The organism is Vibrio sp. Vb0888 (genome assembly GCF_033338835.1).
Taxonomy (GTDB): Bacteria; Pseudomonadota; Gammaproteobacteria; order Enterobacterales; family Vibrionaceae; genus Vibrio; species Vibrio alginolyticus.
Genome location: NZ_JAWOTL010000009.1, coordinates 129,349 through 146,156 on the forward strand (window position 1 = coordinate 129,349; position 16,808 = coordinate 146,156).

Genomic DNA, 16,808 nt, shown 5'->3' on the forward strand with positions numbered 1-16,808 from the left:
TACTACCTCTAGTAGTCTGCTTATCTAGTGAGATCTGCATAACCTATCCGATCTATACTCAAAATTTGCTATAGATTTTTAGTGTTATTATACCTTACAGAGGATAATAACATAATTATCCCTTATAGGGGGTAGGTAATGAGTTATCCCTTCTAGAGGATATATCTCACCTTTGAGTCCTAAACAAGATCCCAAACAGGCTCATGAAAATTGGTTAGGGGTTTTGAGTCTGTTGTTTTTCTTTTATATAAATAAAAATCAAATACTTAGTGTTTTTTCTGTTTTTACATATCTAATCTAGTAGCAATTCCTGGATCAATGAATTATTGGTTGACTCGACATCAATACCCGACATTTGATTAAATCGAACAGAATGTTGTATTTCGCGCTCATTGCACTTTTAAATTACAATTCTGAAGTTTCCTAAGCAAGACTCCAAGCCGTGCCAGCTTGGTTAGTTAGGATGTATCACATCATTCAATTACTCCATACATTGAGAATGTGGTTATGACATAGAGTTGTTTAACCAATTAAATTTCAATATATGAAAGTCAGGCAACCATTCCCATGCGAGGGAATAGGGTATATAGATTCAGATCAGAGACATTCAAAGTTGCTAAATATGTTGATCATAGTTGATTTACTACAAGATTGAGGTGATAAATTTAATTGACTTTTAGATATTTTTTTAATTTAATAAAGCTTGAGTTTTGCATTTCAACATCGTGTAGAGTTCACAAGAGATAGCTTCTCTGCTACTTGTCGCAAGCTAACGCATATTTAGAAACACATGATTTGATGATCATCTTTTTGTTTAATCAGATTTGACACTAAACGTTATATTAATACCTACTGCGACAATAATAACACCCAAGCAACTTTCCGCTAGTGTCAAATGAAAGTGGATAAACAAAATGGCACGATCAACTTCCAAGAAATCATTGACTACTTCAACTGCAACATCAAAAGAAGGTGTTGCCTCAAAACTATCATCAATCATAACTGAGAATATCAACAAAGATGAGCTTAACTTATTTGTTGAGCACATTGCAGAGTGTTTGACTCGGTTCGGTCCCGTACCTAGACGACACAATGTTGAAAAATTTGTCGCAGATATTTTGAGTCAAGATAATTTTAATTCTTGTCAATATCGAGTATCAGATCAGTACAAATTATTTAATGGTGAGCTACTTAAGCGGTCTCTAAACGATGCAGACTGTTTTCGAAACCTAACGCTAGAGGGTTTTCATAAGAAGAAGCTAACATTCAGTTATCCTCTCGCTAGACTCACAGCAAAATTTTTAGAGACAGAAATCAAATTTTTGTTCATACATGAATTTTCTATAGCAACAAACGAAGTCTCAACAAAATTTTTTGTTCTTCCTTTCGATCTCTCAAATACGACAACGCTATTTGATAGTGACTTTAAAAATGAATTACACCGTAATATCTTGCACTCCCAGAGTGAAGAATTTTCTCTATACCTATTTCGAAATTTGAATATACGTAATGATATTTCGATCGAAGAAGTATTCCTGAAAGCAAAAGAGCTAATTGATCGATCAACACATAAGATGTTGGAAAATGCGAACAAGTTAGCTGTAGTCGAAAAATTTAAGCTTAATTCCAAAGGATTAAGCATTGAGAAAGAAGAATTTCTTGAGTATCTATCAGAGAGTTATATCCCATTCGAATACAAAACTATTGAAGTAAACAAAGAGTATAAATCCTTTGCGTTTAAAGACGAACCGACACCGATTTTTGAAGTGATTTCAGGTTTGGAAGGCTTACTTTTAACAGCATTAGACCTTGAAAACAAACTTATTTCATTTGCACATGATAATGAATGCTACAAAAAAGTTGGACTTAAAGAGTTGTCTGATCTAGAACCCGATTTATATTCTAGGAGAAGACTCAAGAAATATAAAGATATACGTAATTCTTATGAAGAATATGTAGATAAAATCGAAAAGTATATTTAAAATGATATTTTTTATTTGGGGTTAAAATAATAATCATTACGCTGGCAGCGTCATGATACGTATTATATGTACGCTGCCCATCTATACATGTCAAGAATCACTTCAGCTTGTTACTGTCGCTAGTATATAAAGTAGCTAGTTAAGCGAGAGGTTATACGCCATTTTCACACTTAAGCTTATCTAAACGCTTATTTAGTGCTTTTTCCCAAATCTCTAACCCTTTACGCTTCTCCTTAAGATACTCATACATATCGTAGTGCCTGCCAGACACGTCATTGATTGCATGCCCTTGGATTCGGTCTCGGTACTCTTTTGGGATTTCCACTTCTCCCCCAAGTGTTTTAACAGTTCTACGAATATCCCTGGTGATAAATGGTCGAACTTTAGTCGCTTTTTTATAAGTTATGATCGCTTGGGCAATTGTGTTTGTTGGCATATGCTCTGCTGAATTTGTCTTCTTATAGAAGACAAATTGGCTATTAGTGTCATTAGTGTTCTCTTTGAGATCCTTAAATATTTCAATGGCTGAATCAGTAAGAGGAACTAAATGATTTTTCTTTGTTTTATGAAATTCTTCACTTATCAGTACGGTTCTATTTTTGAAATCAACTTTGTTCCAAGCTATTGTTAAAACTTCATATGGACGTTGCCCGTACAGATGGAAGCAGAGTTTCAATGCTTGTCGGGTCAGATAAGCTAAGTTCAGGTCTTGGTAACGATACTCCATATCATACAAAAGCTGTATAACTTCTTCCCATGATAGGTAATGAGAACCAGTTTTCTCAGGCTGCTTCGGGATATTTGATATCGGATTGTTTTTGATAGCGAACTTTGTTCCTCTTTTACGATGTTTTGGATTGTTTTCATATCCCAATGCAAAATTAAACGCTGCATGTAGAATGGAGCGGATTTTATTGCTTTTATCATCGAATCCCTGCTCAATGGGGATTGCTAATATGTCTAAAAAATCTTCAGTTTCAAAATCTTTCGCTTTTCGATGTATGTCGAGATGAGGGAACACATTTTTCACTATGAGCTGATATTCGTCTTCGTGACTACGATTTCCATTATCTTGTTTGTTCTGCTTATGGAACTCAATAAGTTGCTCAAAGGTGCCTAATTGATCTTTTTCACGTTCTGCTGTTTTCTTCTCTTCAGACTGCCTTTCTAGCTCATTTTTTGGATCTAATCCTTTAGAGAGCATTTCACTGTACTCGTTAGCTAGATCACGTGCTTTAGATAAAGTTAGAGCAGGGAACTTACCCAAAGCGATGAAAACTTCTTTCTTCTCTTTATGGTATTTGAACTTGAAGATCTTAGAGCCAGCAGGAGTGACTTGGACCGTTAAGCGGCCTGTGCCTCGCTCACCTGTATTGTCTGGCTTGTAGTAAGCGGTTTTTTTGGCAGGAAGCGCTTTGATTTGATTTACAGTTAACATATGGATCACCTTGGCTGAACCGTTACTAGCTATATTTTGTAGTCGGCTATGTAGTCGGGTTACTGTTTAGTCCAGTGTAGCTAAATGTAACTATAAGTGATACAGTTATCTCATTGCTCATCGTTAAGTTGTTGATTTTACATGGTAATGTAACTTTAGGTAATTGAGTGTAACTATGTGACCATATCACTTCTAAGGATGTGGTCATTGGTTCGAATCCAATAGGGCGTGCCATTTATTCAAAAGCCTCGATAACTCTTTGAGTTGTCGGGGCTTTGTCGTTTTTAGGTTTTTGGCTGTAATTGCCACTCTATCTACAACTTTTGAATGGCATTCTAGCCATTGCAATTTCTAGCAATTAATATGGACGCATATTAATTACCTTTCGTTAACCTTTATGCCTGCCACTTCTAACTTTTATGACCGACACGCCGACTCTTTCGCGAAGCAATACACATCGATCCAGTTTGAGGATGTCCACGCGAGTTGGAGAGTCTTCTGGCCCCAGGCTGGAGATCGTGTGTTAGATGTTGGCGCGGGCTCTGGTCGAGACGCGAAATGGATGGCTGAGCATGGGTGTGAAGTTGTTGCGATTGAGCCTGCTCAAGCACTTCTAAGGCTTGGTAAGTCTTACTGTGGCGATTCCGTTACTTGGCTTGAAGATGCATTACCTAAGCTTGAGAAAACCATTAATCTTGGCTTTCGCTTCGATTTAATTCTTGTCAGTGCGGTATGGATGCATCTTGCGCCTACGCACCGTGAACGTGCATTTCGCAAACTTGCAAATTTGTTAGCGCCTAATGGTCGATTGGTGATTAGCCTTCGTCACGGTGACTTTTCTGACGGTCGTAAAGCTTATCCCGTATCGGTTGAAGAGCTCGAAAAGTTTGCAAAGAATAGCGCTTTAATGGTGAGAAACGTATCTCTCGATGACGATCAGTTAAAGCGAACGGGTGTATCTTGGCAAACTGTAGTGATGTCTTTGCCTGATGATGGTTCCGGTGATCTGAATAAGGTTCGCCACATTATCGTCAATGATTCCAAATCGGCTACCTATAAGCTCGCACTACTACGTACTTTACTACGTATTGCAGACGCTCATTCTGGTGCAGTGGTTGATCGCAGCGAAGGTAAAGTTGCAATCCCATTAGGATTAGTTGGCTTATATTGGATTCGTCAATTTAAGCGTTTAATCGATAAAGAGAACATCCAGCAAAGCTCGAACTCGTCTAAAGGGCTAGGTTTTATAAAGCCCGATGGCTGGGGCAGACTTTCCCATTTAAGTCCTGATGATCTTGCTATAGGCACGACATTTTTTGGTGAAGATGCAGTGGCGCTTGATAAAGCGATAAAAGACAGCTTAAAAACCATAAAAGATGGTCCCGTCACTTTTACCTATCAAGGTGATAAATCAAACCCTTACTTTGAAATGATTCGTTCAGCTAAGAAGCCAAAACGTTCAATTGTTGTGGATAGCGAGTTCCTCGAAGGTTATGGGCTGTTTGTGTTGGATGAAAGCCTTTGGGATTGTTTTCGATTGTATAACTCTTGGATTGAGCCGCTGGTGGTCAACCAATGGATTATGGAAATGCAACGATTTCGGTCTAATCAAGAGCGGGGTATTCCACTGCAAACGTATCATGATTGTTTGGTCTGGATTGATAAAGACCATGATACGCGAGTCGTGCGAAAGAGAATTGAACAGTTGAAGCTCAGCCATTGCGACATTGTCAGTGTATGGAGTGGAAGCAAATTACGAAATGAGTATCACGTTGATCACTGTTTGCCATTTGCTTATTGGCCCAACAATGATAAGTGGAACTTACTACCAACATCTAAGGTTGAAAACCTAAACAAGCGTGATCGTATTCCTGCTAGCTATCGATTAAACGCATCCAAGCCGCGAATTTTGGATTGGTGGCAGTTAGCTTGGGGAGAGACGGATAATTTGAGTCGGACGTTTTTTACCGAGGCTTCATTGTCGCTACCTAATGTGCCTGCATCTTGTCAAGATTTTGAGCATGTCTTTGAAGCGATGGGATTACAAATTCGTGGTGTTAAAAGTCGCCTTTGTATCGCGGAATGGTAATGTCTTGTTTGCCGTTACAGCGTGATATATGAACCTGATAGGCAACCAACAAAAAAGCGCTGGTTAACCAGCGCTTTTGCATTTACTAAGGGCATTACATCTTTTTAAAGATGATGGAGGTGTTGATGCCGCCAAAGGCGAAGTTGTTACTCATCAAATATTTCACGTCCAGCTCTCGGCCTTGTCCGGCGATGTAGTCTAAATCACCACATTGCTCGTCGAGGTTTTTTAGGTTGAGCGTTGGGTTGAACCAGCCTGTGTGCATCATTTCTAAACCTAGCCACGCTTCAATCGCGCCACAGGCGCCTAGTGTGTGGCCAAAGTAGCTCTTGAGTGAACTGATTGGCACTTTGCCCAGAGCATTCGCTGTTGCGTTGCTTTCTGCAATATCGCCGCGGTCGGTGGCAGTGCCGTGAGCAGATACATAGTCGATCTTCTCAGAAGGAATGCCCGCGTTTTGCAAAGCCATTTCCATACAGATTTGCATGGTTTCCATCTGTGGTTGAGTGACGTGTGCGGCATCGCAGTTGCTGGCAAAACCGATGATTTCTGCATAGATTTTCGCGCCACGAGCGACGGCGTGTTCGTACTCTTCCAGAACCAGTGTTCCCGCACCTTCACCAATCACCAAACCATCGCGATCGGAGTCATAAGGTCTTGGTGTGCTTTTCGGGTCTTCATTCTTCAGACTGGTGGCAAAAAGGGTATCGAAGACAGCAGATTCCGTTGGGCACAATTCTTCAGCGCCACCAGCAACCATGACCGTTTGGTAGCCGTGCTTGATCGCTTCGTAGGCGTAGCCTATTGCTTGGCTGCCAGAGGTACATGCACTGCTGGTTGGGATCACTCGGCCTTTCAAACCGAAAAATAGACCAACGTTCACTGCCGTGGTATGCGGCATCATTTGCACGTAAGTCGTTGCGGTGATCGCTTTAGTGGTTTTCTCATTCAGCATGACACCAAATGCGCCGATTGCGTCAGTACTGCCTGTTGATGAGCCGTATGCGATACCCGTTTGACCATTGGTGAGTACGTCGTTACCAATCAAACCTGCTTGGCTTAGTGCGTTTTCTGTTGCGACGGTCGCCAATTTGGAAACACGCCCCATGCCGCGTACTTGCTTGCGCTTGTAGTGCTTTGGCAGTTCAAAATCTAAAATTGGTGCCGCGAGCTTGGTGTTCAAACCATCATACTGTTCGTAAGAAGGCATGTATTGCGTCGCGTTCTGGCAGTCACGCAGTTTTGGTTCGACAGATTGCCAATCGTTACCAAACGCAGTCACGCCTGACATTCCGGTTACAACAACTCGACGGCTCATACTAGGCCTCCGTTTACCGAAATGACTTGGCGAGTTACATAGCCTGCGATGTCAGACATAAGGTAACTGACTAAACCAGCAACTTCTTCTGGCTCTCCCATGCGGCGCAAAGGAATTTGCGGCATCGCATGTTCTTTCACGTGTTCGTCTACCATGCCTGTGTCGATAAGCCCTGGAGCAACGCAGTTGACGGTGATTTTGCGTTTTGCCAGTTCAAGCGCGAGTGATTTTGTTGCACCAATTACGCCCGCTTTCGCTGCGCTGTAGTTAGTTTGACCACGATTCCCCATTAGGCCAGAGACTGATGCAAGCGTAACAATTCGGCCGCCTTTGCGCTTTTGCACCATTGGCATAACACAAGGGTGAAGAACGTTGTAGAAGCTGTCTAAGTTGGTATGAATCACACCATCCCATTCTTCTTCGGTCATCGCAGGGAAAGCGGTATCTTTTGTTATGCCAGCGTTGTTTACGACGCCATAGTAAGCGCCGTGTTCGGCGATATCGGCTTCTAGCTTCTCACGACAATCTGCACGGTCACTGATGTCGAATTGGATAAGACGACCGCTACCACCATGCTGTTCGATGGTGTTTAGGGTGTCTTGCGCGCCTTGTTGATCGCCCATGTAATGGACAATGACTTGGAAACCATCTTTGGCTAATTGAACGGCAATGGCTTTGCCGATGCCTTTGCTGGCACCTGTAACGAGGACTTGTCGGGTCATTGTTGACTCCTGATTTTCATTTCTTGTAATTTTTCTTCTGATGGAACGTAAACGTTCAATTGGCAAGTCGCTACAACAGTTCCTTGTAGCTCAATACGGGCTGAAAAAACCGCCATACCGTTATCTTCCATAACTTTTTCAGCATACACATCAAGCACCTGTCCGCGAGAAAACGTATCGCATTCAGACGTGTATCGACGGCTACCAAGTAAAAAGCCAATCGGTGGCGCTTGTTCTTTCATTAATGCGTGGTAACCAGACCACGCCGCGACAGATTGCGCCATAAACTCAATGCCAACGTAAGCTGGCACAGTTTGAGAGGCCGAGTCGAAGAACGGGTTGTGTTCTGCGATATCAACCTGGCAGTGAATCGTATCTTGTTGAACATCCAAAGCACGATCAACCAAGATCATTGGTTTGTCGTGTGGCAAAAGTTGTTCGATGGGAGGAAATTTAGTCATGAGCGTAACCAAAAATAAGACTAATATTATTGCCACCAAAAGCAAAAGAGTTGCTGAGAATCGCTTTGTTACCCAGTTTGGTTGGCGTCTCAACTAACGATATATGGATATCGTCTGCTTTGGTTTCGCAGTGTTGTATTGGCAAATCAAGGTTGTACTTGAGAATATGCCAAGCGATCGCGGCTTCCGTTGCACTTGCTGCGCCTAATGTGTGTCCGGTAAGTGGCTTTGTCGAGCTTACGGGAACGGAGTCACCAAAGCAGCGATGAATGGCTTTGCTTTCCATCGCATCGTTTAACGGCGTTGCTGTGCCATGCGCGTTGATGTAACCAATGTCTTGCGCTGTAAGTCCTGCATTGGCCAACGCTTTTTTCATCGCTTCTTCTGCGCCTAACCCTTCTGGATGTGGTGCGGAAATATGGTGTGCGTCTGAGCTGTCGCCAGCTCCGAGAAGAGCAACGGGCGCAGGTGTTTTGCTTAGCAACATTAATGCTGCGGCTTCGCCGATATTGATGCCGTTGCGATCTTGATCAAACGGCTTACAAAGGCTATCGGATAGAGCTTCTAGACCGTTAAAGCCGTTTAGTGTTAGGCGACAAATGGTATCTACACCACCCACAATAACCGCATCAACAATGCCAGAGCGAATCAGGCGTTGCGCGGTTAAAAAGACACGACCACTAGAAGAGCAGGCGGTTGAAACTGAGTAATGTGGGCCGCTCAAATCAAAGTAGGCGGCAATAAAATCGCTGCAGTTGCCAAGCTCTTGTTTGGTGTAATGGTAGTCGGCAGGAAAATTACCGTTTGCCAGCTTTTCGCCAAATGCGATTTCGCCATCTGAAATGCCAGATGTGCTGGTGCCGATCACGACTGCGATACGGTCACGACCATATTTAGCCATGGCGTCACGCACGTCGCTTTCGATTTGCTGCAAAGCCGAAAGTGCGAGGCGGTTGTTTCTTGTATCAAACTGGCTGAGTGCGGGTGGTAATTGCGGTAACGCCTGTGCGATTCGACCGATTACTGTTTGGCGGCCTGAATTTAAAATATCTTGGTCAACCACCATGTTGGATGGCTTCGCTCCCGATAAACACTGGTGGATGAGCGCGTCATCTTGCCCCATGGCAGAGTGAAAGCCACAGGCCTGAATATACAAAGGTTGAGAAGAGCGAATAGGCATATTGTTATTCTAAATTGTTCTTAGTTAATCTGATGTTGCAGTGTTTGAATAGAAATTGAAAACTGATGTTTGAGGTGATGAAAATCAATCTTACCCTCTAACTTGTTAGAAGAGCTGTATTGAATCTCAATGATCTTTTCACCGCCGCTATCAAAGATGGCGCGAGAATTATTTTTATCAATAATTCGCCACCTTACCTCATTTAACGATCCTTCCCAAGCGGAACTCGGCCAGAGCGTGATCATCAGGTTAAATAATACCTGTTCTGGCTGCGGTAGCGAACCTTGTAAACCGTTGAGCACTTCGGTTTGAATTTGTTCTCCATCGTAAGACAGTGAGAGTACTCTCGTCCCCCAGGATGAGAAGCCTGCCAGCACCACTTCGTTGTTGATCACTTGCAGTTGTACCGGAAGTTGCTCAGATTTGGTTTTACCATCTATTGCCCAAGAAGCCGTAATTAACTGACTGGCAGACAACTGATAGCCCAAGCTTGCGGGAGTGGGCAAGCCAACTTGGGTGTGCTCGGCAATGTCGACCAGAGGCGTCGATTGGTGAGGGACCAAGCTGCATGCACTTAAAAACAGGCTCAGTGCGAATAACGTCGCGCAGCGAAAGGCGTGATTGAAAATCATGACGTCGTTTCCTCTGTTTTAATTGCAATTGGAGAGAGCAGCCAAGCGACAAAAATACCACTTAACACCGTAATGCCAAAACTGTGAATCGCGTGAGTTTGGCTGAGTGACAGCAATCCAAATGACAACACAGTGGTCATTGCCGAAAGGGTGATCGCCAATAGTGTGCTCACACTGCGGGCTTTCTCGGCAAAGAACAGAGTGTAATCGATCCCTATACCAAGAATGAGCACCAAGCCAAGCAAGTTGAACAGGTTTAATGTTGTTCCCATCGCGACAGCAGTTGCAAGACCGCAGGCGCAAGCAATCAATGATGGCAGTAAAACTCGGCAACTGTGTTGCAGACCGTACCGCTTGATTAATACCAGAAAGATCACAGCACTGGCGGCTGCCAATAGCTCCATGATTTTGATTCGGTATTCACCAAATAGGGTGGATATTTCTTCAGCTTTGTTTAGGTAGACAACATCAGACTTTGATTTGGCAAATGCCTTAACAACAGCGGAGTCTTGCAATTGGTTTAACACCACTACCGTTGCCGATTTTCCTTTAATTTTACCCAAATGAAGAAAACGTACAGGCGCTGATACCGGGTTTTGCAAGTACTGTTCAACCGTAACAGGGATAAAGTCGGCGTCCATTTTGGGCTTTTTACTTAAGCCCAGCCCGGAAGTTAGTGGGCTGGATTGTGTCGCGTAAAGATCGCGAATCAATTGATAGTCTTGTTGCTGACGTTCCACTGAGCTCAAGTAGCGACTCAGACTCTGGTAGCTTTCGATGGTGCTGTCCGCTTTCCACGCTTCTAAAGTTGGCGTCAAAGACTCCAGCTTTTTCATTAGGTTTTCGTCATCGTCTGCGGTAATGACCAACATTTGCTGCGAAGATTGCATGCCACTAAGCGTCGTAATCAAGGTTTCTTGCTGCTTGAGATCGTTCGGCATCGTTTGCAGTAGACGAATGTCGTCATCGTAGTTCAATTGCAGCAAGAAAAAGCCACTCGCAACCACACATAACATCGGTAATCCGACTTTAATTCGAGGTTGATTCCAAAGCGTTAACCATTTCGCCAACAATGATTGTCCTGGTAAGTTCGAAATGGATTGCGATGGGTTACGAGCCAGTATCGGATACCAAGCCACCACGGTGATGTAAGCGGCAATTAGACCAATGGATGAAAACAGCGCAAGCTGCTGCAAACCAGGGAACGGTGCCACTAACATGCCCAAATAGCCGATCAAACTGGTGATTAAGCCCAGTGTGATCGCTATGAAAATATGCTTTAACCCTTGCTCGCTATCCCATTCATTTCCCGCCGCAAGACGTTCCGTTAGGTAGTGGAATGCGTAGTCGATAGACACGCCGATTAAACTTGCGCCAAACACTAAGCTGAACAGATGGACTTTTCCAAAAATCCACGTTGTCACTGACAACGCAACGAGCAAACCAATGGTGATGGAAAGCAGTGCGAGAGACAGTGGCACCACACTACGAAAGACCAATACGAACAATGCAATGATACCGAGCAGAGAGAACACACCGATGGTACTGATCTCCGATTTTGCACTTTGCGTACCAAAGTCGGCGTAAAATAGAACGCCAGTATGTGCGACTTCAGCGCCATATTTCTGCGCGACGCTTTGTTCTAGCGCTTGAATGTCAGGGACGGCAAGCTGCCCAGTTAGGCTATAAGGTGAGTCTTTTAGCTCGGCAGTAATAAGCAAGTATTGAGCACCGTCTTTCTCGACGGACAGATAGCCGTTATCCAATCGGAAAGAGGACGATTGCTGGGTAACTTGGCTTAAATAATCACGAAATAGCAAGAAAGGGTCATTTTGTAACTCTTGCCCGGTCACTCCAGAAAACGGGTTGTACAGTGACTGAATCACATGCTGAACTTGCTGTTCTGGATTTTGGCTTAAACGCTCTCGTTGTTCAGGCGTCAGCAATTGGAAGCGGTGCTTAAAGTAGTAACTCGCCCAAGCTTGCTGCTCTTGAGGTGAGATTTTTCCCACCACATCGCGAAAATGATTACTTTGGCGTAACCCCTTATCAAATTCAGCGGCCGCTGCAAAAAGGGCATTTTTGTCCGGCGCTGTGATCACGAAAATGACTTTGTCGCTCATACTTGCCGAGACCGACTCAAAGGCTTGCTCAGCCACCGGGTTTTGTTGGTTCTTCGGCAGCAGTTTTAAAATGTTGGTCTCAATCGGAGATTCTGCACTCCAAACCCATTGTTTGAGTAGCAACGCGCCCGCTAAAACAACGAGATTGAGCCAAACCAGAGCAAAGGTGTGAGTGCTGAGACTGAGTTTAGAAACGGAATTGAGCGTCTTCGGCATCCGTGAGTTCCTGAGGTAGAGAGGTCTGGTTCGTAAACGTGATTTCGGTCTTATCGCCACGCAGCTCTTGTAGGGTTAGGCGATCAATGTGCGTTTTACCGGAAAGAGTGATGGATTGAAACACCGCATTTAATGGCGACTGTTTTGGCACTAAAACGAGCTGCCATTGATTGTTCTCAACTGAAAAATCGAGTGTGAATTGTTCTTGCAGTGCAGAAGTATCCCCGTGGAACACGGATAAAAACACGTGGCTAAAGTAGAATGCCATTGGGCTTTCTTGTGCAGAGATCGTTTTCGGTGCTTGGTCGGCAAAAGTCTGACGAAGTTTGTTTTCCGTCAATACCAAATTGACTGCGAAAGGTTCTGTTTGTTGCCACAACAAGCCATGTGTTTTGCTCAGTGTGAACTGACCTTTAGAGGTTAGAGGTTGACTGAACATTTCCAGATGACGCTGCTGCGTAAAATCTCCGCGTACGATTTCATGCTGAGACAACTGCTGCTGAAGCGATGCCAAATCCGTTACGTTTGCAGTCGGTGTGGCCAGTGCTGGAACAGAAAATATCAACAAAAAAGAGAGTAACCACTTTTGCATTAGTTCAGGCTCCCATGGTTGTGCCATTGCTCTACTTTATCTAAAAAGACTGCTGGAGACACAAAGCACATCTCTTGCTTTTCAATGGATACGGCGACTTGCGTTGTATGCGCTTTGCACATACGTTGATTCGTTTCGGCGTCGTAAATCACGTAATCCACACGTAAGCGGTTTTCCCACTCAGTGAGTTGCGCGGTAATGCGAATGGTGTGATTAAACGGAATCGCCTTGACGTATTTAACGCGCGTGTCGATGATCGGCCACATGTACCCAGAGTCTTGCATATCGCGATAGCTGTATTGGATCTTCTCCATCAGCACACGACGCGCTTCTTCAAAATACCGAAAGAAGTTGCCGTGATATATCACGCCCATCGGGTCAGCATCTTGGAATGAGGTGACCATAGTCACCTCCGCTTCTAATGGGTAGAGAACCTGCTCTTGCATTATACCTCCGCGTAGAGTGGCCAATGACGTTGCTGAATGCGTTCAATGAAATGACGCAAATCTTGTTCTAACGGGCGATCTTCAATCACAAATTCAAACTCGCTCAGTACGGCGTCACGAATTACTCGCAAACTCTGACTCATGTGGTGTTCGTCCAATTCGTTATGACGGCGACGAATCTCAACCGCTTGAACGCTTGCTAGGAGTGAAGCCGCAGCAACTTGCTCTGTTAACTCAAGTACGCGTAGGCAATCACGAGCCGCAATGGTGCCCATGCTCACTTTGTCTTGGTTGTGACATTCGGTTGAGCGAGAAAAAACGCTCGCTGGCATGGTGTTTTTCAACGCTTCTGCCGTCCAAGCTGAGATACCAATCTGAACCGCTTTAAAGCCGTGGTTGATCGGTTTACGCTCGCCTTCTGCACCGGTTAAGTTAAACGGCAGGCCGTTATTGAACTTGTAATCCATCAGTTGCGCCATCTGACGGTCCAGCAAATCAGCTAAGTTGGCAATGTTCACTTTCAATGTGTCCATCGCCATTGCGATATGACCACCGTAGAAGTGACCGCCGTGCAGAACGCGCTCGTTGTCGCCATCGATAATTGGATTGTCATTGGCACTATTTAGTTCATTCTCAATCAATTGACGTAGCCAAGGCAGTGAGTCTTGAACCATGCCAATCACGTGTGGCGCACAACGCAGCGAGTAGCGATCTTGCAGTCGGTCGCTATTGCGTGGCGGACGTTCAGCATTGAGATCATCACGCAGCCAAGCCGCAACTTGCTGTTGACCAGGGTGAGGTTTTACCGCAAACAACGCTTCATCAAAGTGGAAGTCATTACCTTGCATACCCACAGAGACCATCGCGGTAATCTTGGTGCAAAGCTGCGCTAGGTATTCTGCTCGTTTGTAGGCAAGACAGGCGAGGGCAGTCATCACGGATGTACCGTTCATTAACGCCAAACCTTCTTTTGGTTTTAGGCGAATTGGTTCAATGCCCAGCTCTGCAAACACTTCTTGTGTTGGTCGCACATCGCCTTTGTAAAGCACTTCACGCTCGCCAATTAAGGTCGCCGCTAGGTAAGACAGAGGCGTTAAATCGCCACTTGCACCCACCGAGCCTTCTTGTGGAATACGCGGCGCAATGTCGTGGTTGATAAGCGCAACGATTTGGTTCAACAGATCGTGAGACACGCCAGATACGCCTTGCGACAATGAACATAAACGTGTCGCCAACACCGCACGAGCTTGCTCATGAGAAAGGATTTGACCTAAGCCACAGCCATGGAAGCGCGTAAGGTGCAACGGAAGTTCATCCACAAGAGCAGGTGGAATCGCCACAGTACATGAATCGCCGTAACCCGTAGTCACGCCGTAAATAACGCCTTCTTCTTTCAGTAATCGTTCCAGAAACGCCACGCCACGATCAATTTTCGCGGTAAATTCTGGCGAGGTGTTCATGTTTGCCTTTGCACCTTGAGCAATGGCAACGACATCTTCGATGGTTAAAGATTGGGCACCAAAAGTGATGTTGTGATTATTGTTGTTTGTCATGTGGCTGATTACTTAAAGTCCAGAAGTTAAAAAAGTTGTACCACTGTAACGGCGCTTGCAGTGTGTGGTGTTCTAATCTTTGTGCGTACTGTTGAACAACGTGTTCTAGTGCCTGCTGACGCTCCTTGCGCGGTAGCGTGATTTGGTCACTAAAGTGTTCAAAGTACACATTAAAATGCGGAGTGTTCGCTTCATCGTCGCGTAGGCCGAAGAGTAGGTAAACCGGCGCTTTTAATACCGAGGCCAGCATGAATGGGCCTTGCGGGAATGGTGCAGGTTTACCAAGAAAATCTGCCCAAACGACACGATTTTCTTTGCTGGTAGAAGTGCGATCGCCAACGATCACCACCCATTCGCCTTGCTCGATTTTTTGTTGAAGCAGAATCGCGGTGTCTGGTCCCATTGAGCTGACTTGAATCAAATTCAGTTCCGAGTTTGGGTTTACCGCCTTCATTACCGCATTAAATTGTTCAGCGTGTTGGGTAAATACCAAGGCATTGATTTTGACATGAGTGTGTCGACGACCAAGCGCGCGGCAGAGTTCGATATTGCCAAGGTGTGAGCCTAAAATGAGCACGCCTTGTTTTTTCTGCGCCATCTCTTCGAAATGATGTTGGCCGTGAATGGTTAGGTTGTCGACATTAAAGTCACCTTGCCATGCTGCTAGTTTGTCGAGCATGGTTCGCCCAAAAGAAAGCAGATGATGATAGCTGTCCAACTGTTTTGGCAGTGCGATGTTCTGCTGCGCTGCGTAGCGCTGCAAGTTTTGCAGGTAAATCTCAGACGCTTCGCGGGCTGATTTACCCGTGAAGTGGTAGTAGCGCATGACTAGCTTTAAAATCAGGTCAAACGCTTTTCTACCGAACAAGCGGTAAACCGCGAGCAAGGTTTTGATGCCTAAAATTGTGCCTTGTTCTTTTCGTTTCGACCAGTGGGCATTGCTGTCATCTGTGTGACGGCGCTTTTTGGCGAGTAGCGAAGGAATGCGCGGCAACATGCCAAAAAATAGGCGAGTGTGCATCCAGCTTATCTTGACGTTATCCCACAATGCGTCGAAGTGGGAAATGCCACCTTCAGGGTAGATCACGCGCGTTGGAACAAAATCAATATCGACGCCTTCCCAGTACATTCGCACCAGAATTTCGATATCAAAATCCATGCGTTTGCCGATGTTGTACTTGTTCAACACGGCGACCGTTTTCGCCACTGGGTAGGCGCGAAAACCGCACATACTGTCTTTGATAGATAGTGACAAGGTTTCTATCCATACCCAAACGTGCGTAGCGTAGCGACCATACAGACGGGCTTTAGGTACGCTCTCGTCGTATATCGGTTGGCCAGAAATCAGGTTATCTGGTTTTGTTTCGCTGGCGCTGAGCAATTTCGGCAATGCTTCTAGGTCGTGTTGACCGTCTGCGTCGATTTGAATGGCGTGCGTAAAACCAAGTTGGTGAGCTTGATGTAGGCCTGCCATCACAGCGCCACCTTTGCCTTGGTTTTCTCTCAAACTAATCAGTTTTATCAGTCCTTGCTTGCTCAAAGCAGAAAGCGCTTGTTTGGTGTCTTCATTGCTGCCGTCGTCAACGGCCAGCACTGGCAAAGCGAAAGAGGATAACGACGCAACCACGTCTGCAATTGTGCTGCCGTGGTTGTAGCAAGGAATTAAAAAGCAGGGGCGATAATCACTCACGTGACTCACCCAGTTTCATTTTTCCTGACGAGTGAGTCACCAAGGTTTCACCGTTTGTCGATGTGTACTTAAAGGTCAATTTCTCGCGCTCATTGTCCCAAGATAGTGAGAGGCAAACGTCGGCGTTTGGCAGAATCGGCTCTTGAAATTTGATGACTTCCATTCCTTTAAATACCTTGGGAGTATTCAAATATTGAACGGCGTAGAACAGCGCCCAATCAATTTGAGTGACGCCGGGTAAAAGAGGGAAGTGATTGAAATGACCTTGGAAATCTAAGATGTCAGCATCCACTCGCAGCGACAGCTCCGCGGTATGGTCACTCACTTCAATATTCTGAATAGTTGGTTTTCTTTTTTCCATGTTAC

At 44.8% G+C, this 16,808-nt stretch carries 14 protein-coding genes; 2 read left to right on the plus strand and 12 right to left on the minus strand.

The annotated features are described in order from the left end of the window. Positions 1-914 precede the first annotated feature (914 nt). Entirely contained in the window at positions 915-1,982 is a 1,068-nt protein-coding gene (locus R7P72_RS14455; RefSeq protein ID WP_206953996.1) for a hypothetical protein, read from the plus strand. Between the two features lie 151 nt (positions 1,983-2,133). On the opposite strand, the gene R7P72_RS14460 is transcribed toward R7P72_RS14455, so the two are convergent. Further along, the gene (locus R7P72_RS14460) at positions 2,134-3,420 is read right to left on the minus strand and encodes a tyrosine-type recombinase/integrase (protein ID WP_206953997.1); all 1,287 of its coding nucleotides are present in this window, start codon (positions 3,418-3,420) and stop codon (positions 2,134-2,136) included. A 397-nt stretch (positions 3,421-3,817) separates the two neighbouring features. On the opposite strand from R7P72_RS14460, the gene R7P72_RS14465 reads away from it, so the two are divergent. Further along, the gene (locus R7P72_RS14465) at positions 3,818-5,509 is read left to right on the plus strand and encodes a class I SAM-dependent methyltransferase (protein ID WP_005382296.1); all 1,692 of its coding nucleotides are present in this window, start codon (positions 3,818-3,820) and stop codon (positions 5,507-5,509) included. A 94-nt stretch (positions 5,510-5,603) separates the two neighbouring features. On the opposite strand, the gene R7P72_RS14470 is transcribed toward R7P72_RS14465, so the two are convergent. From R7P72_RS14470 to R7P72_RS14520, 11 genes are read right to left on the minus strand one after another with little or no spacing between them, the layout of a single operon-like run. Next, on the minus strand, positions 5,604-6,827 hold the full coding sequence (locus tag R7P72_RS14470; RefSeq protein WP_017819940.1) for a beta-ketoacyl-ACP synthase: 1,224 nt from the start codon (positions 6,825-6,827) through the stop codon (positions 5,604-5,606). Further along, positions 6,824-7,549: a 3-oxoacyl-ACP reductase FabG gene (gene fabG / locus R7P72_RS14475; protein WP_005388326.1), complete on the minus strand. Its 726-nt coding sequence runs from the start codon at positions 7,547-7,549 to the stop codon at positions 6,824-6,826. Before fabG ends, R7P72_RS14470 begins: the two co-directional genes overlap by 4 nt. Further along, complete coding sequence (locus tag R7P72_RS14480; RefSeq protein WP_033906901.1) at positions 7,546-8,010, minus strand: hotdog family protein; 465 nt, start codon at positions 8,008-8,010, stop codon at positions 7,546-7,548. The genes fabG and R7P72_RS14480 overlap by 4 nt, the downstream gene beginning before the upstream one ends. Beyond that, positions 8,003-9,190 (minus strand): beta-ketoacyl-[acyl-carrier-protein] synthase family protein, encoded by a 1,188-nt coding sequence (locus tag R7P72_RS14485; protein ID WP_053303284.1) that lies wholly within the window; start codon positions 9,188-9,190, stop codon positions 8,003-8,005. The genes R7P72_RS14480 and R7P72_RS14485 overlap by 8 nt, the downstream gene beginning before the upstream one ends. Before the next feature lie 20 nt (positions 9,191-9,210). Then, positions 9,211-9,822: a DUF3261 domain-containing protein gene (locus R7P72_RS14490; protein WP_053303283.1), complete on the minus strand. Its 612-nt coding sequence runs from the start codon at positions 9,820-9,822 to the stop codon at positions 9,211-9,213. Continuing rightward, positions 9,819-12,161, minus strand: coding sequence for an MMPL family transporter (locus tag R7P72_RS14495; RefSeq protein ID WP_215810596.1), 2,343 nt, complete (start codon positions 12,159-12,161; stop codon positions 9,819-9,821). Before R7P72_RS14495 ends, R7P72_RS14490 begins: the two co-directional genes overlap by 4 nt. After that, positions 12,133-12,753: a LolA family protein gene (locus R7P72_RS14500; RefSeq protein WP_213907106.1), complete on the minus strand. Its 621-nt coding sequence runs from the start codon at positions 12,751-12,753 to the stop codon at positions 12,133-12,135. Before R7P72_RS14500 ends, R7P72_RS14495 begins: the two co-directional genes overlap by 29 nt. Next, a complete protein-coding gene (locus tag R7P72_RS14505; protein ID WP_005388315.1) occupies positions 12,753-13,199 on the minus strand; it encodes an acyl-CoA thioesterase in 447 nt (148 codons plus the stop codon). Before R7P72_RS14505 ends, R7P72_RS14500 begins: the two co-directional genes overlap by 1 nt. After that, positions 13,199-14,752, minus strand: a complete 1,554-nt coding sequence (gene hutH, locus R7P72_RS14510) for a histidine ammonia-lyase (protein WP_170966928.1) — start codon at positions 14,750-14,752, stop codon at positions 13,199-13,201. The genes R7P72_RS14505 and hutH overlap by 1 nt, the downstream gene beginning before the upstream one ends. Next, on the minus strand, positions 14,736-16,442 hold the full coding sequence (locus tag R7P72_RS14515; protein WP_213907064.1) for a glycosyltransferase family 2 protein: 1,707 nt from the start codon (positions 16,440-16,442) through the stop codon (positions 14,736-14,738). The genes hutH and R7P72_RS14515 overlap by 17 nt, the downstream gene beginning before the upstream one ends. Continuing rightward, positions 16,435-16,803, minus strand: coding sequence for a 3-hydroxyacyl-ACP dehydratase (locus tag R7P72_RS14520; RefSeq protein ID WP_017634794.1), 369 nt, complete (start codon positions 16,801-16,803; stop codon positions 16,435-16,437). Before R7P72_RS14520 ends, R7P72_RS14515 begins: the two co-directional genes overlap by 8 nt. Positions 16,804-16,808: the final 5 nt, after the last annotated feature.